The organism is Marinococcus salis, from assembly GCF_054971365.1.
Map to the genome: position 1 here is coordinate 48129 of NZ_JBQOJB010000002.1, position 20541 is coordinate 68669.

General features: G+C 47.8%; 19 protein-coding genes and 1 riboswitch. Of the genes, 15 read left to right on the top strand and 4 right to left on the bottom strand.

Going from position 1 to position 20541, the window contains the following annotated elements; genetic code table 11:
• Positions 1 to 73: 73 nt before the first annotated feature.
• The 7 genes from ACTTK6_RS02060 (at position 74) to ACTTK6_RS02090 (ending at position 8743) form a co-directional block, all read left to right on the top strand.
• A complete protein-coding gene (locus ACTTK6_RS02060) occupies positions 74 to 1279 on the top strand; it encodes a cystathionine gamma-synthase family protein (protein WP_079476531.1) in 1206 nt (401 codons plus the stop codon).
• A 15-nt stretch (positions 1280 to 1294) separates the two neighbouring features.
• A complete protein-coding gene (locus ACTTK6_RS02065; RefSeq protein ID WP_462832502.1) occupies positions 1295 to 2509 on the top strand; it encodes a M20 metallopeptidase family protein in 1215 nt (404 codons plus the stop codon).
• Between the two features lie 16 nt (positions 2510 to 2525).
• Positions 2526 to 3566, top strand: coding sequence for a homoserine dehydrogenase (locus tag ACTTK6_RS02070; protein WP_079476529.1), 1041 nt, complete (start codon positions 2526 to 2528; stop codon positions 3564 to 3566).
• A 12-nt stretch (positions 3567 to 3578) separates the two neighbouring features.
• Positions 3579 to 5018: an aldehyde dehydrogenase family protein gene (locus tag ACTTK6_RS02075; protein ID WP_462832503.1), complete on the top strand. Its 1440-nt coding sequence runs from the start codon at positions 3579 to 3581 to the stop codon at positions 5016 to 5018.
• A 35-nt stretch (positions 5019 to 5053) separates the two neighbouring features.
• Positions 5054 to 6277, top strand: coding sequence for a M24 family metallopeptidase (locus ACTTK6_RS02080; RefSeq protein ID WP_079476527.1), 1224 nt, complete (start codon positions 5054 to 5056; stop codon positions 6275 to 6277).
• 129 nt (positions 6278 to 6406) lie between these two features.
• Complete coding sequence (locus tag ACTTK6_RS02085; protein WP_462832504.1) at positions 6407 to 7780, top strand: hypothetical protein; 1374 nt, start codon at positions 6407 to 6409, stop codon at positions 7778 to 7780.
• A gap of 21 nt (positions 7781 to 7801) precedes the next feature.
• Positions 7802 to 8743, top strand: a complete 942-nt coding sequence (locus tag ACTTK6_RS02090) for a DMT family transporter (protein WP_094908064.1) — start codon at positions 7802 to 7804, stop codon at positions 8741 to 8743.
• Here the strand turns inward: ACTTK6_RS02090 and yidD are convergent.
• Both yidD and dapA read right to left on the bottom strand, forming a co-directional pair.
• On the bottom strand, positions 8727 to 8969 hold the full coding sequence (gene yidD / locus ACTTK6_RS02095) for a membrane protein insertion efficiency factor YidD (protein ID WP_079476524.1): 243 nt from the start codon (positions 8967 to 8969) through the stop codon (positions 8727 to 8729). The genes ACTTK6_RS02090 and yidD overlap by 17 nt on opposite strands.
• A 106-nt stretch (positions 8970 to 9075) precedes the next feature.
• The gene (gene dapA / locus ACTTK6_RS02100) at positions 9076 to 9963 is read right to left on the bottom strand and encodes a 4-hydroxy-tetrahydrodipicolinate synthase (RefSeq protein WP_094908062.1); all 888 of its coding nucleotides are present in this window, start codon (positions 9961 to 9963) and stop codon (positions 9076 to 9078) included.
• Positions 9964 to 10112: 149 nt separating this feature from the next.
• Positions 10113 to 10292: riboswitch (Lysine riboswitch) on the bottom strand.
• 280 nt (positions 10293 to 10572) lie between these two features.
• Here dapA and ACTTK6_RS02105 point away from each other — a divergent pair.
• The 4 genes from ACTTK6_RS02105 (at position 10573) to ACTTK6_RS02120 (ending at position 12723) form a co-directional block, all read left to right on the top strand.
• Positions 10573 to 10839: a hypothetical protein gene (locus ACTTK6_RS02105; RefSeq protein ID WP_079476522.1), complete on the top strand. Its 267-nt coding sequence runs from the start codon at positions 10573 to 10575 to the stop codon at positions 10837 to 10839.
• 58 nt (positions 10840 to 10897) lie between these two features.
• On the top strand, positions 10898 to 11287 hold the full coding sequence (locus ACTTK6_RS02110) for a type II toxin-antitoxin system PemK/MazF family toxin (protein ID WP_233133223.1): 390 nt from the start codon (positions 10898 to 10900) through the stop codon (positions 11285 to 11287).
• A gap of 293 nt (positions 11288 to 11580) precedes the next feature.
• The gene (locus ACTTK6_RS02115) at positions 11581 to 12273 is read left to right on the top strand and encodes a hypothetical protein (protein ID WP_079476520.1); all 693 of its coding nucleotides are present in this window, start codon (positions 11581 to 11583) and stop codon (positions 12271 to 12273) included.
• Between the two features lie 129 nt (positions 12274 to 12402).
• Positions 12403 to 12723, top strand: coding sequence for a hypothetical protein (locus ACTTK6_RS02120; RefSeq protein WP_079476519.1), 321 nt, complete (start codon positions 12403 to 12405; stop codon positions 12721 to 12723).
• 58 nt (positions 12724 to 12781) lie between these two features.
• Here ACTTK6_RS02120 and ACTTK6_RS02125 read toward each other — a convergent pair whose 3' ends face one another.
• Positions 12782 to 14119: a YjiH family protein gene (locus tag ACTTK6_RS02125; RefSeq protein ID WP_462832505.1), complete on the bottom strand. Its 1338-nt coding sequence runs from the start codon at positions 14117 to 14119 to the stop codon at positions 12782 to 12784.
• 128 nt (positions 14120 to 14247) lie between these two features.
• Between ACTTK6_RS02125 and ACTTK6_RS02130 the strand changes: the two genes are divergently transcribed.
• A complete protein-coding gene (locus ACTTK6_RS02130) occupies positions 14248 to 14517 on the top strand; it encodes a hypothetical protein (protein WP_462832506.1) in 270 nt (89 codons plus the stop codon).
• Between the two features lie 22 nt (positions 14518 to 14539).
• Here the strand turns inward: ACTTK6_RS02130 and ACTTK6_RS02135 are convergent, their stop codons facing one another.
• Entirely contained in the window at positions 14540 to 15319 is a 780-nt protein-coding gene (locus ACTTK6_RS02135) for an HAD family hydrolase (RefSeq protein WP_079476516.1), read from the bottom strand.
• A 461-nt stretch (positions 15320 to 15780) separates the two neighbouring features.
• Here ACTTK6_RS02135 and ACTTK6_RS02140 point away from each other — a divergent pair, with 461 nt between their 5' ends.
• The 3 genes from ACTTK6_RS02140 to ACTTK6_RS02150 all read left to right on the top strand — a co-directional run bounded on the left by ACTTK6_RS02140 (position 15781) and on the right by ACTTK6_RS02150 (position 20535).
• Entirely contained in the window at positions 15781 to 18627 is a 2847-nt protein-coding gene (locus ACTTK6_RS02140; protein WP_079476515.1) for a 2-oxoglutarate dehydrogenase E1 component, read from the top strand.
• A gap of 13 nt (positions 18628 to 18640) precedes the next feature.
• Entirely contained in the window at positions 18641 to 19939 is a 1299-nt protein-coding gene (gene odhB, locus ACTTK6_RS02145; RefSeq protein WP_462832507.1) for a 2-oxoglutarate dehydrogenase complex dihydrolipoyllysine-residue succinyltransferase, read from the top strand.
• Positions 19940 to 20211: 272 nt separating this feature from the next.
• Complete coding sequence (locus ACTTK6_RS02150) at positions 20212 to 20535, top strand: hypothetical protein (protein WP_079476513.1); 324 nt, start codon at positions 20212 to 20214, stop codon at positions 20533 to 20535.
• Positions 20536 to 20541 lie beyond the last annotated feature (6 nt).

A 20541-nucleotide genomic window follows, 5' to 3' on the forward strand; every position in this document is an offset into this window, starting at 1 on the left:
AATGGAATTTAACCAAATAATCTATACACTAAAAATAGAGAAAAAATAGTAACAGGGAAGGTTGTGTTCAATCATGGCAAACACACACATTAATCGTTCAACGAAAGCAGTATGGGCAGGAGAAAAAGAATACCGCGCTTTTGGAGCTACCCAGGTTCCGGTAGTCCACAGTGTTGCCTATACTTACGATGATTTAGACCATTGGTATGATGTGGCAACAGGAAAAAAAGAAGGGCATATCTATGGCCGGAACACCAATCCAACCCTGCAGTCGTTCGAAGATAAAATCCGTATTTTGGAAGACGCTGAAGCGGCTACAAGTTTTTCAACCGGCATGGCGGCAATCAGCAACTCCCTGGCTACGTTCCTTCGCCCTGGCGACCGGGTAGTATCGATGAAAGATACGTACGGAGGCACCAATAAAATCTTTACTGAGTTTCTTCCGCATATGGACATCGAGGTTGCACTCTGTGAAACAGGCAACCACGAAGAAATTGAAGCAGAAGTGCGGAAAGGCTGCGACGTTTTGTATTTAGAAACGCCAACAAACCCTACAGTGAAAATTACTGACATTGAGCGAATGACCAAGGTAGCAAAAGAAGTAGGCGCACTTGTGTTTGTTGACAATACGTTCGCAACCCCTATCAACCAGAACCCGCTCGAATTTGGTGTGGATCTTGTTATTCACAGTGCGACGAAGTTTCTAGGAGGACACGCAGACGCCCTCGGCGGAGCAGTATGCGGACGGAAAGACCTGGTGGAAAAAATCTTTCATTACCGCGAAATTAACGGAGCTACAATGGATCCAATGGCTGCCTACCTGATGATTCGGGGCATGAAAACATTACATCTCCGGGTGCGCCAGCAGTGTGAATCCGCGATGAAAATCGCTGAACATCTGCAAAATCATGAGCAGGTCGACCAGGTTTTCTACCCAGGGCTTAAAACTCATCCGGGTCATGATATTGCGGCGAAACAGATGAACCAGTTTGGCGGCATGTTCAGCTTCTCGCTAAAAGGTGGAATGGATGCTGTACGCCAGTTTCTGCCAAAGCTTGAGTACGCCAACCGGGCGGCAAACCTCGGGTCGGTGGAAACAACGGTCGGTCCGGCAAGAACGACGAGCCACGTAGAAAATACGCCGGAAGAGCGGGCAGCGCTCGGTATCCCCGAAAGCCTTGTGCGCTACTCGGTCGGCATTGAAGATGCAGATGACCTCATTAACGATCTGGAACAGGCGCTGGCTTCGCTGCCAAAAGCTGAAAGCGTGCAAAACTAAAGGACGGTTTGAGCGATGACGATAATGACAAAAACGATTAAGGAAGAAGCAGAAGCGATCAAAGAGCAGCTGGTGGAATGGAGACGCAGCCTGCATCGCCATCCGGAACTGAGCTTTGAGGAGTATGAGACAGCAGCATTTATTAAACAGACGCTTGCAAGACTCCCCCATTTAACAGTATACAGCGGAAGAGAAGACACAGGTCTCGACACGGCCGTGATCGCAGAGCTCGGGGCCGGTGACGGCCCTCTCGTCATTCTGCGTGCTGATATTGATGCCCTTCCGATTCAGGAAGAAAACGACTGTGATTACACTTCTACGTGTGCAGGGAAAATGCATGCGTGCGGGCATGATGCTCACACGGCCATGCTGCTCGGTGCCTGCTTTATGCTACACAAGCAGCAGGAGCATTTAAAAGGAACAATCCGGTTTATTTTTCAGCCGGCTGAAGAAGATACGGATGAATACGGAAGCACCGGCAGTCCTTATTTAATCAGCCGTGGATGGCTCGAAGGAGCCGAAGCAGCCTTTGCGCTGCACATGGACCCTGAGTTCACACCGGGTCATGTAAGGCTGCAGGAAGGTCCGAGTATGGCAGGCATTGATACGTTTGAAGGGATCATCCGCGCAAGCGGCGGCCACGGGGCGTATCCGCATCTTGCGACTGACCCGGTATGGATCAGCACGTTTGTGATGCAGGCGATGCAGGGAATCGTGTCACGGCGGACATCTCCGCTTGAACCAGCGGTTGTAAGTATCGGTGAATTAAAGGCCGGAGCGTCGACCAACGTCATACCGGACGAAGTCCGTATCCGGGGCACAATGCGCAGCTATTCAGATGCTACCCGTAAGCGGCTTCGCGAGGAGCTTCAGCAGGCCTTTCGCATAGCGGAATCAATGAACGCCTCCCAGGAGGTAACGATTGCTGAAGGCGAGCCGGCACTCGTTAACAGTCCCGAAGCGGTAAAGGTTTACCGGGCGGTGCTTGAAGAACTGTACCCGGAAACAATGATCCACGAAGAATCCTACGGCATGGGCGGAGAAGATTTCAGTTACATGGCCCGCCAGGTGCCGTCCTGCATGATGTTTCTCGGCGCAGGTTATCATGATCGTGCAGACAGTGGGCTGCACATGCCCCAGTTTGATATTGAAGAAACCATTTTACCAATTGGCGCTTCCTTGCTTGCAGGAGCAGCTGTACACTATATGACAAAGCACAAGACAGATTAGACTGGGAGGAAAAAATATGCCGCATAAATTAGATTTTATCGGGTTTGGCGGAGTGGGCCGCGGCCTTGCAGAAATACTGCTTGAACGGGGGAGCTGGCTGAAAGAAACCTTTGGTTCCGACTTTTTAGTAGTTTCCGTGTCCGATTTGTATAAAGGCTCCCTTCACCACCCGGAAGGCCTTGACATGCAGAAGGTTCTTGATTGTCTGAAAAGAGATGGAACAGTCGAAAACTACCCTGATACCGAAGGGCTCGTGCGCGGCTGGGACAGCATCGAAACAATCACCCAGTCAAACGCAGATACCGTGATTGAAATCACGTTTACCAATGTGGACACAGGCCAGCCTGCGATTGATCACTGCAAAACAGCTTTTAAGGCTGGAAAAAATGCTGTGCTTACGAATAAAGGGCCAGTGGCGCTTGCCTATAAAGAACTTCAGGCACTTGCCCAGGATAATGGCGTACGGTTTTTATTCGAAGGGACAGTCATGAGTGGCACCCCGGCGCTTCGAATGCCGCTGACAAGCCTTTCCGGGAACCGGATTACCTCAATTAAAGGTATAATGAACGGAACAACAAACTACATGCTCACCCAGATGGAGCAGGGGATGGAGTACGGCGAAGCTTTAAAAGAAGCTCAGTCCCGTGGATATGCAGAAGCGGATCCTACCAGCGATGTCGAAGGCTATGACGTACTGTATAAAGTAGTTATTCTCGCCAATGTTGTGATGGGAGCGGATTTGAAAAAAGACGATGTGGAACGCCAAGGAATTACGGCTCTTTCTGCAGAAGATATGCAGAAGGCAAGAAATGAAAACAAGCACTGGAAGCTGATCGGGCGTGTTGAAAACAATGGAGGCACAATCAAAGGATCGGTAAAACCAGAGCTGCTCTCCGAAGACGACGCCCTCGCCAATGTAGGAGGTGCAGTAAACGCTGTCACTTATGAATGCGACCTGAGCGGTCCAATTACGCTGATGGGGGCTGGAGCCGGTGTGCCGGAGACAGGATTTGCCTTGTTGATCGACCTGATTAACATGGATCGAAATACTATATAAAGGCGGGATAACATGACCACAAAAATTACAGAGCAAAAAATGCTTCTCGGCGGAGAATGGGTCGGCCGTGAGCAGACGCTGGACGTTGTCAATCCCGAAGACCAATCTGTGATCAGCACAGTGCCGATGGCAAGCAGCGACGATGCACGCGAAGCTGTGCGTATTGCTGTTGAAGGTAAAGAGATTGCCGAAGCTTTGAGTGTACGGGAACGTATGGATATATTAAACAAAGTGGCGGATTACGTGCTCGACCATGCAGAGGAGTTTGCGGAAATAATTGCTCTTGAAGGGAGCAAAACGATAGCAGAAGCTTCCGGTGAAGCAAGGAGAACTGCCGAAACTATTCGTCTCGGGGCGGAAGAAGCCCGCCGTCTTTCCGGGGAATCGATTAATTTTGACCAGATGGAAGGCAATACGCACCGGATGGGCTACTATTATCATTTTCCAGTGGGAGTCGTGGCAGCTATTACACCGTTTAACGATCCGTTGAACCTAGTGGCCCATAAAGTAGCGCCGGCCATCGCTGCCGGAAATGCGGTTATCGTGAAACCGGCGACAGAAACGCCGCTCAGTGCCCTGAAGCTGGCCGAAGCATTTATCGCTGCCGGGCTGCCGAAAAAAGTAATGACGGTGATTACCGGAAGAGGCCGTGACATTGGCGACATTCTGGTGGAGTCAGAAGATGTACAGATGATCAGCTTTACTGGTGGGTACGAAACAGGCAAAAGTATCGCCCACAAAGCAGGTCTGAAAAAGCTGTCCATGGAGCTCGGATCAAATTCCCCATATATTGTCTGGAAGGACGCGGACATTGAAAAAGCAGCCCAGTCAGGCGTAGACGGAGCATTTGGGGCTGCTGGCCAAAACTGCCTGAGTGTGCAGCGGGTATACGCTCATGAAGATATTTACGACGCTTTTGAGACTTCATTTGTGGAAAAGGCCAGACAGGTACGTGCCGGAAGGAAAATGGATAAGGATTCCGATATTGGGCCGGTCATCAATGAAAAAGAGGCTAAGCGAATTGAAAGCTGGATAAAAGAAGCAGTGGAGGCGGGAGCCAAAGTACTCGCCGGCGGAAACCGGCACGGTGCCTTTATCGAACCGACCGTCCTGTCGAATGTTCCGGAGGATTTGGCGATAGTAAAAGAAGAAGTGTTCGGGCCGGTCGTCATACTTGCTTCTGTTGCCACATTTGATGAAGCAATCACCCGCTCAAACGCCGTGCCTTTCGGTCTGCAGGCCGGCATTTATACGAAAGATGTTAATATTGCGCTGAAGGCTGTACGTAAACTCCATGTCGGCGGCGTCATGGTAAATGACAGCAGCGATTTCCGCATTGATGCCATGCCGTTTGGCGGCGTCAAACATTCCGGGATCGGCCGGGAAGGCGTGGCTTTTGCCATCGAGGAAATGTCGGAAAAACGGCTCGTATGCTTTGCCATCGATGAATAAATAAATGTAGACGGGATAAAAGGGGGGATCAGCTCATGTTGTTTGAAAAAGATGAGTACCTGATGAGAATGAACCAGACAAAAATGAAAATGATGGAATACGGGATTGAAGTACTATTGGTCTCTAATCCGTCCAATATGTATTATTTAACGGGATACAATGCTTGGTCGTTTTATGTGCATCAGATGGTGATTGTAATGATTGATGAAGATCAGCCGCTATGGATCGGCAGGGAAATGGATGCCCATAGTGCAGTAGTCACCACCTGGCTCGATGACGATCATATCATCCCGTACCCTGATGAATTTGTACAGTCGACAATCAAGCACCCAATGGATTTCGCGGCGAATATTTTGACAGAAATTGGACAGGGCAACCGGAAAATTGGCCTGGAGATGGATGCATTCTACTTTACCGCGATGTGCTACGAGCGAATTCAGGCTGGTCTCCCAAATGCAGAATTCCGTAATTTCAGCACGCTCGTCAACTGGGTCCGGCTCGTGAAGTCAGACGCGGAAATCGAATGTATGTACCGCGCCGGCCGAATACTTGAAAATGCCATGCAGGCAGGGTTTGATACAGTGGATGTCGGCGTTCGGGAAAATGAAGTGGCCGCGGCCATTACTAACGCCCAAATTCTTGGTACGAAGGAATTCGGCGGTGACTATACGTCCATTGTGCCGATGATTCCTGCCAATGAAAACACAGCAACGCCTCATTTGACATGGACAGACCGGAAATATAACTATGGGGATTTTTTGACAGTTGAAATCGCCGGAGCCTATATGCGCTACCATACTCCGATGGCACGGACGATGGCGATCGGACAGGCTCCGGAGAAAATGTACGACCTGTCGGAAACAGTGGTTGAAGGGATCGAAACAACGATGGACGCAATTAAGCCTGGAATGACGGCGGAAGAAGTGGAAAATGTCTGGAGCCGGACCATTGCAAGACGTGGATATTTTAAAGAATCCCGTCTCGGTTATTCCATCGGACTCAGCTATCCCCCGGACTGGGGCGAGCATACCGTCAGCTTCCGGAAAGGCGACCACACTATTTTGCAGCCGAACATGACATTTCATCTCATGCCTGGCATATGGCTGGATGACCACGGCGTGGAAATTACGGAATCAATCCGTATTACGGAAAACGGGTGTGAATTACTAAGCCACGTGCCGAGGGAGATGTATATTAAAGAACCCGGAGTGCTTGGTGATGGTTTTGCGGAAAGCAGGATGAATGCCAATTACAGATAGTATACAGGAAGCGGGCTCCTTTTAAAGGGGCCTGCTTTTTTGTGAGAGGCAGGTGTTGGCTATTTTTTCCGGATAGTGATAGCATAAAAGATGTTTGCAACGATGACTTGACTAAAAAGAGGTATGAACATGAACCATCAGGCCTGCATAAAAACTACACTCGGAGCCGCTGCCTTTGTGGCTGTTTTTTGCTATTTTTTAGAAGTGCTTTTACACGTGCCTTACGTCGAATACGCGTACAGTTTTATTGCCGGAGTACTGCTTGTGGCCTCCTTGCCTGTTATGCCTGCATTGAACCGCCGCATCGTTTATGTGCTGCTTGCTGTCGGCATTGCTTTGTTCTGGATTTACGGAGTTTCCTGGCATATTGTATGGACAAGCTTTGGGGAGAACCTTTCACTGCTGGCGCTTTTTCTAACAGTGCCTCTCATCGGCACGTACATGTCTGAAGCGGGTCACCTGCATGCTTTTCAGCAGTACCTTAAACGGAGAAATGAAAAGAAAGCGGTCCCTCCGCATCAGCTTGGCTACGGAGTAACAGCAAGCATCGGTGCCATACTTAATCTCGGCTCCATGCCACTTGTGTACGGTATTGCCAAGGAAAGCTTTCCATCTTTTGAACAAAAAAGAATGGCATTGACGGTGCTGCGGGGCTTCGGTTCCTGTATGCTCTGGTCGCCATACTTTGTAAACATGGCCCTTATTTTAAGTATCTATGATTTAAGCTGGAGCGAAGTCGGTCCATACGGCATCATAATGGCTGCCGTGTTGACTACCCTGGTTATTGTATTCTTCCGGGCCTCCGCATTTGCTGATGATACTTGGACGTCGCCAGAAAAAAACAAAGAAGCAAGACCTCCGATGACTTCGATGCGTACGTTTTTACTATTTTTGGGCATACTGCTTGGGGCTTCTTTTTTGCTTGAAATGCTTCTACCTTATAATATGCTGACAATTGTTTCTATACTGGCTCTATTGTATCCGTGGACATGGGCTCTTGCGCTCAAACAGGCCACTTCATTTGCCCAGTCCACCTGGAAACACGTGAGCGGGTCGTTTGAACGCCTGTATAATGAAATTGGTATTTTTGTAACGGCCGGTTTCTTTAGCGTTGCGCTCCGAAGCAGTGATGCCGGGGCTTGGCTTTCAGAGGCTGTCAGCTTTTTATCCCAGGGCTATATGATTCTGCTGATTGCCTGGGTGGTGGCTATTGTAATGGGTCTCTCCACCTTAGGGATTCACCCAGTGATCATCGTTACAGGACTTGGCGGGGCTCTCTCTCCAGAAGTTTTTGGGGTGGAGGCTTCGTTTATGGCTGTACTGCTTTTGATGTCCTGGATGCTTGGTGTCCAGGTGTCTCCATTCACAGGCGCCATCCTCATGTCTTCTCATCTAATGGGGACAACCACCATCCAGGTAATAAGAAAAAATGCTGCATTTATTTTAAGCGCTGCCGTAGTATTGAGTCTTGTGTTATTTATACTAGGCGAAACAATAATGTAATAAAGAAGGAGAGAATCAGGAATGCGACCACTTGAAGCCGGAAAATTATATGGATCTGTCATGCTTGTTATGCTGATGTGGGGGCTTAACGTGGTGGCATTGAAGGTGCTGGTGGCGGAAATAAACCCGGTTTACATGCAGGCAGCACGCATCCTGCTCGCCGGTCTTTCCGTAGCTCTGTTTGTTTTTCTGCGCAGGGAGTTTGAATGGGTCCCAAGGGCCGCCATTAAGTATATTCTGCTGGCTGCGGTGTTTGGCATGACCGGCCACCATACCTTTTTGGCTGTAGGGCTGAGTGAAACAACCGCTGTGAAAAGCTCCCTGATTCTGGCTCTTCTTCCTATTACCACATCGCTGTTAGCTATGATTTTTTTAGGTGATGCCTTTACGAAGCTTCGCTGGCTCGGTGTATTTGCCGGGTTCGCCGGGGCAGTGCTCATCAATGTTACTGGAGAAGATGGGGGCGCAGTTCAAGGCGCAGCTACAGGAGACGCTTTTATTTTTGCCGCAATGGCAGCACAGGCTATCAGCTTTTTGTTTATAAAAAAAGCCTCCGAGCTGGTAGCCCCGAGAGTGCTGACGATTTATACGCTGATGGTCGGTTCTGTCGGATTGTTTGCCGTCAGCTTTATCCTCGCCCCGTCCGGCTGGGAATCATACATCACGGCGCCCGGCTGGGTATGGCTCGTGTTTTTGCTTTCCGGGATATTTGCCACCGGCCTTGGCCAGATATTATACAACGCCTCAATTTCGAAAATCGGTCCGGGGAAAACCGCTATATTTAATAATTTCGTTCCCTTTTTTGGTTTATTGAGTTCTGCGCTTATCCTCGGAGAAAACGTATCACCAGCGCAGCTTGGAGGCTTCGTATTTATTGTTGCTGGCGTGCTGCTTGGTACCGGCTGGGTGGACCAGCTGCTGTTAAAAAAACGAAAACAAGCGCCTGTTAAGCATCATTCTTAGCAGGCGCTTGTTTTTTTTCTGGCACTTCATCAAAACCGCCTGGATGAAAAGGGTGGCATTTGACGAGGCGCCGAATTGTTAGAAAGGCCCCTTTCCAAAATCCAAACCTTTCAAAGGCGGTGATGCTGTACTGTGAACAGGTAGGATAAAAGCGGCACGAAGGTGGAGTGAACCGGGAAATATATCGTTGATACAGTTGAATCAGCGCGATTATTATTTTTTTCATCCATACGCACTCCTATAATCATTTTTGCCTCTACATCGTAGCATAAATAGAAACAAAACAGAAAAACCCCGCTTAAAACAGCGGGGTTTAAGGCTGTTGGCCAGTATCAGCCAACATAAAAGGAAGCTGCTGGCGCCACTACCTGGCGAAGCTGCGCTTCTTCTTCGGCATTTAAACGGACCATCGGCAGACGGACATCGCCGGAAATGATGCCGCGCATTTCAAGGGCTGCTTTTACCGGTGTCGGACTAGGAGCTGCAAACATGGACTTCATGAGTGGCAGCAGGTCCCGGTGCCGGGAAGCGGCGTATACCGGCTGGCCGTTAAAGAAGCTCTGGATCATGTCCTGCATGCTTTCTCCGGCTACATGGGCAGAGACAGAAACGACGCCTGTAGCTCCGACGGACAGCAGTGGAAGTGTAAGGCTGTCATCACCGCTGTACAAAGTGAAGTCCTGAGGCGCATGCTGCAGAATATAGGCAGCAGCTTCAAGATCGCCGCTAGCTTCTTTAATAGAGCATATATTTTTGACATGGGAAAGACGGACAATCGTTTCCGGGGTCATGCCGGCCGCGCTTCTTCCCGGAATGTTATACAGCATCACCGGAGTGTTAATTCCTTCGGCAATCGTGCGGAAATGCTGATACATTCCCTCCTGGCTCGGTTTATTGTAATAAGGAGTAACGAGCATGACAGCGTCAATGCCGGTTTTTTCTGCTTCAAGGGATAATGCAAGCGAAGCTCTAGTGTCATTGGAGCCGGTGCCTGCAATAACCGGAACCCGGCCGTTAACAGTCTGGACCGTATGACGGAATAATGAAATTTTCTCTTCATGGGAAAGCGTTGGAGATTCGCCGGTGGTGCCGGCAACTACAATGCTCTCTGTTCCAGTGCTGATCAAATGATTAATTAATTTGGTTAATGCAGTGTAATCTATATCTCCGTGTTCATCGAATGGAGTCACCATCGCTGTACTTAATCTTCCAAAATTCATAATTACTCACCCTCTTAAAAGTATAGTCTTGCCTAAAAAGAGAGGGCTTGCGGTTTCACGTCTTCGCCTCCGCCTGGACACGAAAAAAGCAACCATGGAAGGAGTCCATCGTTGCAGGAACGCTTCAGCTGTTAAGCAGAACCGCACGTGCGTGAGATAGCCCTCCATACAGAAAACCTGTATGACAGTCCCGCATTTATTCAATACGAGACCAGCGTTGAACGAGTGAGTCGTTCTCAGCTTCGGCAAAAACCCCTTTCCGCTTTAATCACCAGAGCTCCTTCTCTTCCTAAAGCGTACTAATAATTTTCGCAACCTCTAACCTCACTTCTCAAATAAAGAAGCAGGATATGAAATTAATTAATTACACCATAGCAGATAACGTCCTGAAAGACAATAGTCCGTCTTAAAATTAATTGTATTTTCTATATTGCCCAATTCTAATGTGCATAAACATAATTAAATATCGATTATTTATCCCTTCTCCGCAGTTGTTTTGATTGTTCTACAGCTATGTTAATAAAAAATTTTTAAAAACACATTTCATTTTCGGGGAGCTTTCTTATATAATAAGGGAGGGAAAACAGAACATTAGGGGGCCAATTACGTATGTCGCAGCTTCAGCAGATCGCTCTAGAACTTCCAGAAGAACTCTATACGGAAATCGAACATCTGTCCCAGTCCGAAAAGGATTCTTTTTTTCATCAGGTGTTAAAGGACCAGATCGAAAAACAAAAATCTACAGACATGCAGGAAAAATTGAAGAACGGATATGCAGAAATGGCTGCACTAAATGCTGAAATATGCGCTGAATTTGAATATGCCGAAACAGAATCTACACAATTGACAGAACGACGGCTGAACGAACAAAACTAGCTGTTCATCCTGTCCGGCAGCATAAGCGCGCAACCGGAAAAGGAGGTGAATGGGTGGTTTGAGTGATTCGAAACAAAACAATCAGCATCATAAAAAAGTAGTTAAACGGGGGGACGTATTTTTTGCGGACCTGTCTCCAGTAGTCGGTTCTGAGCAGGGAGGCGTCCGACCCGTACTTATCATTCAAAATAATATTGGTAACCGCTTCAGTCCCACGGTAATTGTAGCAGCTATTACGGCACAGATTAAAAAAGCAAAAATGCCGACGCACGTGGAAATTGATGCAGCTAAGCATCGGTTTGACCGCGACAGCGTTATTCTGCTTGAACAGCTGCGTACCATTGACAAGCAGCGGTTAACGGATAAGATTACCCACCTGGACGATGATACCATGGAGCAGGTGCGTAAAGGCCTCGAAATAAGCCTGGGCCTGCATGAATTCAATTAATTCATTATACATAACGACTGCGGGTCCCCGCCTGCATATTGATACGTAAAACCTTTCCGGCCGGAAAGGTTTTTTTGTTATAAAAAACAGAAATGAATGCCTTTAAAAAGCGATATATCCTTATGTGAGCTTAATAAGTCTTCTCAGTAGCGCAAAGGTTTAAATTAATACGAAAAACTTTTAAATGCTCTATTTTATTTTGAGTTGTGATGTGATACACTGCTCTAGGAAATAAAGAGAGGGTTGGATAAAACCAGCCTATAAGAGAGAGGATAAGGAAGGGAGGCTTTCATATGCTTAAAGCAATGAAGCAAAAATGGAGAGATAAGCGCAATCAGCTTGCCCGCCAAACAGAAGAACGGATCCAGGGTCATAACACAGACCTGCAGGTACAGATGAGGCAGAGACGTGAAAACGATGACTGGACTGATGAACTTCTCAATAAGGATATCGAAAAGTATTTGTATACGATCCATCCGTCGTTTCTTTTAAATGACCGTGTAAACCGGGCGCTTTACAATCGGCTGCTTGCCCGTGCCCAGGGAAAATACTCGCTGACGCTTTCTGTCACAAGCGAAATGAAGCTGGCACTCGACTTTTATAACACGGACCTTGCGGTGTTTCTTCGTTTGATTGAGAAAAAAGGCTTTCAGCTTCAGGGAAATGAAGAGCGTTTTCTGCTGACGCTTATGAACCGCCTCAGTGAAAACAATTACCGCATGTATAAAGAACGTTACAGCGAGTTGGATGCTCACAATTCTTCCTTATCAGAGGCCGTTACCTCGTATTTGCAGCAGGTGCCGCGCGCTTACCAACTCGAGACCGGACGCCTTGATTTCTTCTACAAGTTTCTGCTCAGCGAGGGCCTTCTTCCGGCAGGAACGACGAAGAAAAAACTGAAAAAATTGATTAAATCCTCCAATAAAAAGAAAGCCGGAGACCATCAGCTTGAGCGGATGGAACGCCGGCTTGACCGGATTGGTTAATAGATAAACAAAGCGCTGCGGCTCCGCAGCGCTTTTTGTTTTCTGGAAAGATCAGGATGAACTTAATTCTTTTCGAACAGGCGTTTCTGTGGCAGAATATAGGTAAATAACAGAAGGGATGGAGAGCTGATGAGTCAAAACGAAACAAACCTCAGCACGTTTTTTGCCGGCAAATTGCAGGAAGCAAAAACTCAATTTGAACGCACCATCGACTGTAAACATACAGCTTTTGACGATTTGTATCCTTATATGAATGAACAGCCGCAGTTTTTCTGGTACAAACGTTACGTAGCCTGGCAGGAGCTGCTTACCACTGTAGAGCTTGCAGAAGAGCTGAATATTAATTGGCAGAAAGAATTTAAAACAAAGCAGCAGAACTTTATTGAAAGCAAGGTACTCGATGCAAAAGTGCTTGATGAATGGTACGGAAAACAGCGTACTGAAGCATAAAAAAGCCGGCGGAGCCCTCCGCCGGCTTTTTATAGCTTTTTTGTCTCCTGCCGCTGTATTAAAAAATGAAATGAGCAATAAGAACAATAACTGGGAGTGAAATAATGGTTCTTTCCAAAAAGATGAGAACAAGATCGGTAAATCGGACAGGAAGCTTACTGCCAAGCAGCAGGCCGCCGACTTCGGACATATAAATAAGCTGGCTGACCGATAAAGCCCCAATAATAAAGCGGGTCATTTCGCTTTCAATGTCCGTGCCAAGAATAGCCGGCAGGAACATATCCGCAAAGCCAATGAGCATCGTTTCGCTGGCTGCTGTAGCTTCCGGGATCTGCATGAGCTGCAGGAGCGGAACAAACGGGGCCCCAAGCCATGCGAACAGCGGCGTGGATTCAGCAATTACAACAGCAATAGTACCAAGGCCCATGACAATTGGGATCACGCTGATCCACATGTCGAGTACGTTTTTTGTGCCGCTGACCAGGACGGAAGACCAGCGGGTGTGGGAAGCTTTGTGGAGCGCTTTTTCCCACCCGGAAACGACAGGGTTCTTGCCTGATTGGCCATTGGCAATCTCGTCTGCAGGCTGCTGGTTGTAATACTCGTTCTTCTTCCGGGAAAGCGGAGGAATCCGGGGCATAATGAGTGCGCATACGACACCTGCAGCAACGATGGTGAGGTAATACGGCAGGGTGTAGGCAAGCAGATCCAACTCACCGAGAATGGTGATAGTGAAGGTGATGCTGACCACCGAGAACGTCGTACTGATAACTGCAGCCTCCCGCTGTGTGTAATGGCCGCTTTCATACTGCTGGCTTGTTAAAAGCACCCCGATGGTTCCATCTCCCAGCCAGGAAGCAAGACCATCAATCGACGAACGACCCGGAAGCGTAAATAACGGGCGCATCAGAATGGTAAGGATGGAGCCGAAAAACTCGAGCAGGCCGAAATTAAGCAGAAACGGCAGGAAATAACCGGCGAAAAAGAAGACGGTAATTAAAAGCAGTATTAGGGAATAAAGAAGGAGACCGCCGGTGGCATCCCCGATAAGCCAGTCAGGGCCGATTTGAAACAATGTTAAAAAGGCAAACAGAAAGCCTAAGATCCGGATGAAAAGCCAGCCGTTCGTTACATGAAACAATGAAACAGCAATGCCTGAAGAGAACGGCCGAAATCTGGCAATGATGGCGCCGGCTACGGAAATGCCAATGAAAATAACGCCCAGAGCGGGTAATATGCCACTTAGCAGTGTTTCGAGCCACCCGGCAAGAAGGGCCACCGGAACAGTTAAGCCGGCGTCGGTAGAAATAGGAACCATAAATAAGAAAATCCCGATCAACGAAGGGATAATAAACTTAAGGGCGTGGGACGCCCGATTGGATGGGGTGGAACTCATTTTCTTCACCTCGATATTCATACAATTTTATGTATAATTACTACAAACATTGTACTAAATTAACACGAAAGCCGCCATTTGCAAAGAATATTTTTACCCTTCATCTGGAAAGGAGAAACGAATAGGCTATGCCGCAATACATTTTTGATATTGAAGCCGTTTATTTAAAAGAACCAGAGGATGAGCTCCGGACACATATAGCGGAGGTGAAAACTGAAGTCATCCACCGGGAACACGGCGATATACTATTTGAAGCCCTCATACCGGTTGCTTATCATGCTTACGGAGTTTATCCTGACGTAAAAGCAGTGGCCTCCCAGATTTCCCGCCCGGCGGTACAGCGTGAGGTGCTCTTCCGTGTGAAACGATATGTTAAAAAGCTGCGCCCGTTTTTATAAGCTACACAGAGCAGGCAGAGGCTCAGCGCAGAATATGAAGAATCTCCCCAAGTGACGCTAGTTCATGGTCAGCCCGGAAGTCGTGTGCCGGGATGCTGCCGTCATGGTTGATCCAGGCGCTGCTGATGCCGGCGTTTTTGGCCCCGGAAATATCGGTGTTCATATTGTCTCCGATCATTAATGTATTCTCGGGATCGCTGCCGGCAAGCCGGAGCGCATGAGTAAATATGGAAGGGTCGGGCTTTCCAACTCCGAATTCGCCGCTGATAATAATATGATCAAAAAAAGGCACCAGGGCTGGAGTCAGGGAGAGCTTCAGCCGCTGCAGGCTCGGGGAGCCGTTAGTAAGCATAAGCAGCTGATACTGGTCCTTTAGCGTGTGGAGTACTTCAAAAGTATCGGAGTAGACGTAGGGAAGATGCCGCCGGTGCATAATAAAACGATTTTTCAGCCATTCCCCTGTCTCCGGCTGATGAATACCGTGGGCCGAAAGCGCCCTTGTCCAGGTCTCCTTCTGGTAAGAGGAAATAAGCCGGCTCATTTCTTGAAAGCGCCGGTGCTCGATATCGTCAAAATGTCCCCAGAGACCTTCGAATGCGTTAATACCGATGGTTTTAGTGAAGTCATACACAGAGAGATTCTTGTAGAGTTCGGGTGCTGTCTGCTTCACAGTTTCCACGAGCAGCGGCGCTTTTACCCCGGTGCGTATCTCAGCGTCGAAGGCTGTAGCACGCAGGGCCTCGGAGATGCTTTTTTTGTCCCAAAGCAGGGTGTCGTCTAAATCAAAGATAAGTGTCTTCATAAAAATTCCCCCGTGAAAGTAAAAAGTATGTATAAATCATAGCACAGCGATTATTGTTTAAGAAAAAGAAATATGCCGCGCCGTACTGAAAAGCAAATAATTCAGTTTAGGGACTGTCAAGTGAAAAGAATTAGTGTACAATGTAGTTGTGTGAGAACGCTTCATAAGAAACGCCGCTCTAAAGGTGCCTTGAAACGGGAATCAGGTGAATTTTCGGCCTCCTGCAGCGAGGAACATACATATTTTACGTATACTTGACTGTGTACGGTTTTGAGCAACTGCTTTAAGCATGTTAAAATATGTCTGATTTATGAAAAGACATGTTCTCGAAGAATTGGTTGAGTCGAAGAAGGGAAGTGATGGTGGAAACTCCATTCCAATGGTTCACTTTCATAGATAATACACGACTAATATGATAGTTTGGAAAACTTATTGATCACATAAGCTGGGGGTATCACTCGATGAGTAAGCATCAATCCAGGGCTGAAGAAGCCTGGCAGGAATTTTATGGTCCCAATCTGGGTTATATGTGGGAGCAATACGACCTATATAAAGAAAATCCGGAAGACGTAGATCCGGATATCAAAAGCTGGTTTGACCAGTATGGCCCGCCCTCTTCAAACGGGGAAGCAGCAGTCAGTTATGCTCCTGCTGTGGACGAAAAAGACCAGGCAGTCGGTGCCGGACTTAACATGGAAAAAATCGCGCATGCCGTCAAGCTTGCTGAAAACATTCGTATTCATGGCCATCTGTCTGCGGATATTAACCCGCTGCAGGAACCAAACGGAGAAACATCGTTTTTACGAATTGAAGAGTACGGATTAAGCGAAGAGGATCTTCGCACGATTCCGAAGGAAATTCTCTGCCCGGACGCACCGGCATCAGTGGCTGACGGACTTGAAGCAATTGAGCATTTAAAACAGATGTACACTAAAACCATCGCGTTTGAATTCGACCACGTACACGATGTGGAAGAACATCGCTGGCTTAACCGCAAAGTGGAGTCCGGCGAAATTTACAGTGCTGTCTCGGACGATAAGCGCAAAGCACTGCTGAAAAGCCTTACAGAAGTAGAAGCGTTTGAACAGTTTCTGCAGAAAACATTCGTCGGGCAAAAACGTTTTTCTATAGAAGGGATCGACATCCTCGCTCCTATTATGGAAGAGCTCACACACAGCGCGATGCAGGACGGCGCAAGAAATATTATGATCGGCATGGCCCACCGGGGACGGTTAAGCGTTCTCGCTAAGGTTATCGGCAAGCCATATGATTTAATTTTTTCCGAGTTTCAGCATTCTCCGAATAAAGATCTCGTGCCTTCTGAAGGGTCGGTCGGGATTAACTACGGCTGGACCGGGGACGTTAAGTACCACCTGGGTGCGGATAAAAACATTAACCAGGAATCCTTTGAGTCCCGTATTTCCCTGGCAAACAATCCAAGCCACCTGGAATATGTAAACCCGGTTGTGGAGGGCTATACACGGGCGGCGCAGGATGATGTCAGCGAACCGGGATTCCCACAGCAGGACGGTTCTAAAGCCATGGCTATTTTGGTGCACGGGGACGCAGCTTTCCCCGGTGAAGGTGTTGTAACGGAAACCTTAAACATGAGCCGGCTGAAAGGGTACCAGACGGGTGGAACTGTGCATGTCATTGCCAATAACCAACTCGGTTTTACGACAGATACGCATGATGCACGAAGCACTACCTATTCGAGTGATCCGGCTAAAGGGTATGAAATCCCGGTTATCCATGTGAATGCGGATGAACCGGAGGCATGTCTCGCAGCTGTGCAGCTTGCTTACGAATACAGAAACAAATTTAACAAAGACTTCCTGATTGACTTGATTGGCTACCGCCGTTACGGCCATAACGAAACGGACGAACCAGCGGCGACCCAGCCTTACTTATACGGATTGATCCGGGAGCATCCGACCGTGCGTGAGCATTATGCGAACTATCTGGACGAAATCGGATTCTGGAGTAAATCCGAAACAGATCAGCTGAAAGAAGATACGATGAATCACCTGCGGGACCAATACAATAAAGTAGCAGAAGATAAAGAAACAGAAACTGAGATCGGGCCAGTGCCGGAAGAAGTGGAGAAACGCCTTCCAAAAGTAGAAACCGGCTATGATTTAAACGAGCTCAAAGAAATTAACCAGGAGCTTATTACCTGGCCGGAAAACTTTAACGTATTCCCGAAATTAAGAAAAATCCTTGAGCGCCGCGGTCCGGCAATGGAAGAAGACGGCAAAGTGGATTGGGGCCACGCTGAGGCATTAGCTTTTGCGACAATCCTGGCTGATGGGACGCCGGTGCGCTTGACGGGCCAGGATTCCCAGCGTGGTACATTCGCACAGAGACACCTGGTGCTGCATGACCATAAAAATGGCGACATTTATTCTCCGATGCATACATTCTCGAAAGCGAACGCGGCTTTTGCACTCTATAACAGCCCGCTTTCTGAAAACGGCATTGTCGGATTTGAATACGGCTATAACGTGCAGGCTCCTGAAACATTGACATTATGGGAAGCCCAGTTTGGTGATTTCGGCAACGCTGCCCAGGTAATATTCGATCAGTTTGTATCTGCAGGCCGGGCCAAGTGGGGACAAAAATCAGGTATGGTCTTTCTGCTCCCCCACGGCTATGAGGGACAGGGACCGGAACACTCGAGCGCCCGGCTTGAACGCTTCCTGACGCTCTCGGCAGAAAACAACTGGAATGTTGCTTATCTGTCAAGTTCAGCCCAGTATTTTCACCTGCTTCGGCGCCAGGCGGAATTTCTCGGAAAAGACGAGATGCGTCCCCTTGTGCTTATGACGCCAAAGAGTCTTTTGCGTAATCAGACCGTAGCAAGTGAACCCGAAGCTTTCGGAGAAGGTTCTTTCCAGTCTGTAGTAGAGGATCCATTGACTGGAAAAGATAAAAAGAAAGTTAAACGTCTGCTTGTAGGCACCGGAAAGATGACAATTGATCTGCATGAAGCACTGGCTGAAGGCGAAGTGCCGAGTGATATTCATATCGTCCGCGTCGAAGAGCTCTACCCGTTCCCGGAAGAAGAAATTCGAGATATTTTAACAGCTTATCCAAACGTAAAATCGATTCAATGGGTCCAGGAGGAGCCGAAGAACATGGGCGCATGGTCTTATATGTACCCGCTTCTGCATAATCTGGCTCCAAAAGGGACAACGGTGGACTATATTGGACGCCGCAGAAGGTCAAGTCCGGCAGAGGGCGATCCCACGATTCATAAAAAAGAGCAAAATCGCATTATTCAGGAAGCCCTAAAAGGAAACGAATAAGGAGGACGCAGTCATGGCAGAGATCAAAGTACCAGAACTAGGTGAATCCGTTACAGAGGGAACAATTGCAGAATGGTTAAAAAAGCCAGGCGATAAAGTCGAACAAGGAGAAAACATTGCTGAACTCGAAACCGATAAAGTAAATGTGGAAATCCCATCGGAAAAATCTGGTGTCCTCCAGGAGTTGCTGAAAGAAGAAGGCGACAACGTGGAAGTCGGCGAAGTAATTGCTGTAGTGGATGAAAACGGCGAAGCGGGCGGCGGAAGCTCAGAAGAAAAAAGTTCGGAAGAAGCGGCCCCTGAAAAAGAAAGCGAAGCGAAACAGGAAGAAAAACAGGAAGATTCCAAAGAACCGGCAGCATCTGAACCTGAACAAGGAACAAAAGAGGAAGCGAAAGAAGAATCTCCGGCTGACCGTCCGGTTGCTTCCCCATCAGTGCGCAAATACGCGCGCGAACAAGGCATTGACCTGAACGAAGTGGCCGAAAGTGATCCAAAGGGACGTGTCCGTAAAGAAGATGTGGATAAGGAAGTAAAAGGCAGCAGCAAAAAAGAGGAAAAACAGCCTGAAAAACCTGCGGCTAAAAGTGAAAAGGATGAGTTCGAAGGCAAGCCGGTCGAGCGTATTAGAATGTCCCGCCGCCGCCAGACAATTGCAAGCCGCCTGAAGGAAGTCCAGCAGGAAACGGCGATGCTGACTACATTTAACGAAGTGGACATGTCAGCAATTATGGACCTGAGAAAGCGCCGGAAGGATACGTTCCAGGAGCAGCACGACGTGCGCCTCGGATTTATGTCTTTCTTCACGAAGGGTGTTATTGCTGCACTGAAAAAATACCCGCTATTAAATGCAGAAATTCAGGCAACAGAAGTAATTAAAAAACAATTTTATGATATCGGTATGGCTGTTTCCACTGATGATGGCCTCGTGGTGCCTGTCGTCCGGGACGCCGATCGCAAAACATTTGCCGAAATCGAACAGGAGATTATGGACCTGTCCTTAAAAGCCCGGGACAATAAATTAACCTTGAAAGATCTCCAGGGCGGTACATTTACGATTACGAACGGCGGCGTGTTTGGTTCCCTGCTGTCGACTCCAATCCTGAACGCTCCCCAGGTTGGCATACTCGGAATGCACACTATTCAGTGGCGCCCGGTAGCCATTGACCAGGATACGATGGAGAATCGCCCAATGATGTATACAGCCCTCTCATACGACCACCGTATCGTAGATGGAAAAGAAGCAGTGAGTTTTCTCGTAACGCTTAAGCAGCTGCTTGAAGATCCGGAAAACCTTCTCCTTGAAGGCTAATATCCGAGGAAAAAAAGCCCGCTGATCGCGGGCTTTTTTCTATGGAAATAAGTAACAGGTGGATGATGAATGTGCGAAACCATGGGAGTAAAAACCCACATTTTTTTGATAATTTGCGATAAAACCTGATTTTCAGCTATTTCTTCGTAAAATTAGAGGTGAAGTAAAAATAAATGGTTTTTTCTTTAAATAACGCTTGCGTACATCTTGTACCTATTGATATAATCGCTTTGTGATCGTTAAGAGAACGCGATATATCAAGGAGGGATAGTATGAGCAATATTAAAATGGACCGAAAAACAGCTGCGCGTATTAGAAGAGATGGAGGCGTAGTTACGCTGGACCCATTTTATTTTTGGAATCAGAAAAAAGACAAAGGCCCAGTTGATACGGTAGTACAGGTAGGAAGCCCTGCTGAAACTGCTACATATACGCTTTACCAATTTGAAGATATCTCTGTGTACGTACATGAACGCCTACAGTTGAAAAAAGAATTGCGCCTATTCCTCCATGGATTCGGTCCGTTCGAACATCTTAATTGTGCAGGCGTGAAGCGATTCAGCAAACCTCAAAAAACAGCAAACGCTGTTTCCTAATATTAT

Excerpts from the sequence above, each read along its gene's own strand:
- ACTTK6_RS02070 (WP_079476529.1), top strand. The coding sequence starts at position 2,526 with ATGCCGCATAAATTAGATTTTATCGGGTTTGGCGGAGTGGGCCGCGGC.
- odhB (WP_462832507.1), top strand. The coding sequence starts at position 18,641 with ATGGCAGAGATCAAAGTACCAGAACTAGGTGAATCCGTTACAGAGGGA.
- ACTTK6_RS02065 (WP_462832502.1), top strand. The coding sequence starts at position 1,295 with ATGACGATAATGACAAAAACGATTAAGGAAGAAGCAGAAGCGATCAAA.
- ACTTK6_RS02075 (WP_462832503.1), top strand. The coding sequence starts at position 3,579 with ATGACCACAAAAATTACAGAGCAAAAAATGCTTCTCGGCGGAGAATGG.
- yidD (WP_079476524.1), bottom strand. The coding sequence starts at position 8,969 with ATGAAAAAAATAATAATCGCGCTGATTCAACTGTATCAACGATATATT.
- ACTTK6_RS02140 (WP_079476515.1), top strand. The coding sequence starts at position 15,781 with ATGAGTAAGCATCAATCCAGGGCTGAAGAAGCCTGGCAGGAATTTTAT.
- ACTTK6_RS02125 (WP_462832505.1), bottom strand. The coding sequence starts at position 14,119 with ATGAGTTCCACCCCATCCAATCGGGCGTCCCACGCCCTTAAGTTTATT.
- ACTTK6_RS02085 (WP_462832504.1), top strand. The coding sequence starts at position 6,407 with ATGAACCATCAGGCCTGCATAAAAACTACACTCGGAGCCGCTGCCTTT.
- ACTTK6_RS02120 (WP_079476519.1), top strand. The coding sequence starts at position 12,403 with ATGAGTCAAAACGAAACAAACCTCAGCACGTTTTTTGCCGGCAAATTG.
- ACTTK6_RS02060 (WP_079476531.1), top strand. The coding sequence starts at position 74 with ATGGCAAACACACACATTAATCGTTCAACGAAAGCAGTATGGGCAGGA.
- ACTTK6_RS02150 (WP_079476513.1), top strand. The coding sequence starts at position 20,212 with ATGAGCAATATTAAAATGGACCGAAAAACAGCTGCGCGTATTAGAAGA.
- ACTTK6_RS02105 (WP_079476522.1), top strand. The coding sequence starts at position 10,573 with ATGTCGCAGCTTCAGCAGATCGCTCTAGAACTTCCAGAAGAACTCTAT.
- ACTTK6_RS02135 (WP_079476516.1), bottom strand. The coding sequence starts at position 15,319 with ATGAAGACACTTATCTTTGATTTAGACGACACCCTGCTTTGGGACAAA.
- ACTTK6_RS02130 (WP_462832506.1), top strand. The coding sequence starts at position 14,248 with ATGCCGCAATACATTTTTGATATTGAAGCCGTTTATTTAAAAGAACCA.
- ACTTK6_RS02080 (WP_079476527.1), top strand. The coding sequence starts at position 5,054 with ATGTTGTTTGAAAAAGATGAGTACCTGATGAGAATGAACCAGACAAAA.
- ACTTK6_RS02115 (WP_079476520.1), top strand. The coding sequence starts at position 11,581 with ATGCTTAAAGCAATGAAGCAAAAATGGAGAGATAAGCGCAATCAGCTT.
- dapA (WP_094908062.1), bottom strand. The coding sequence starts at position 9,963 with ATGAATTTTGGAAGATTAAGTACAGCGATGGTGACTCCATTCGATGAA.
- ACTTK6_RS02090 (WP_094908064.1), top strand. The coding sequence starts at position 7,802 with ATGCGACCACTTGAAGCCGGAAAATTATATGGATCTGTCATGCTTGTT.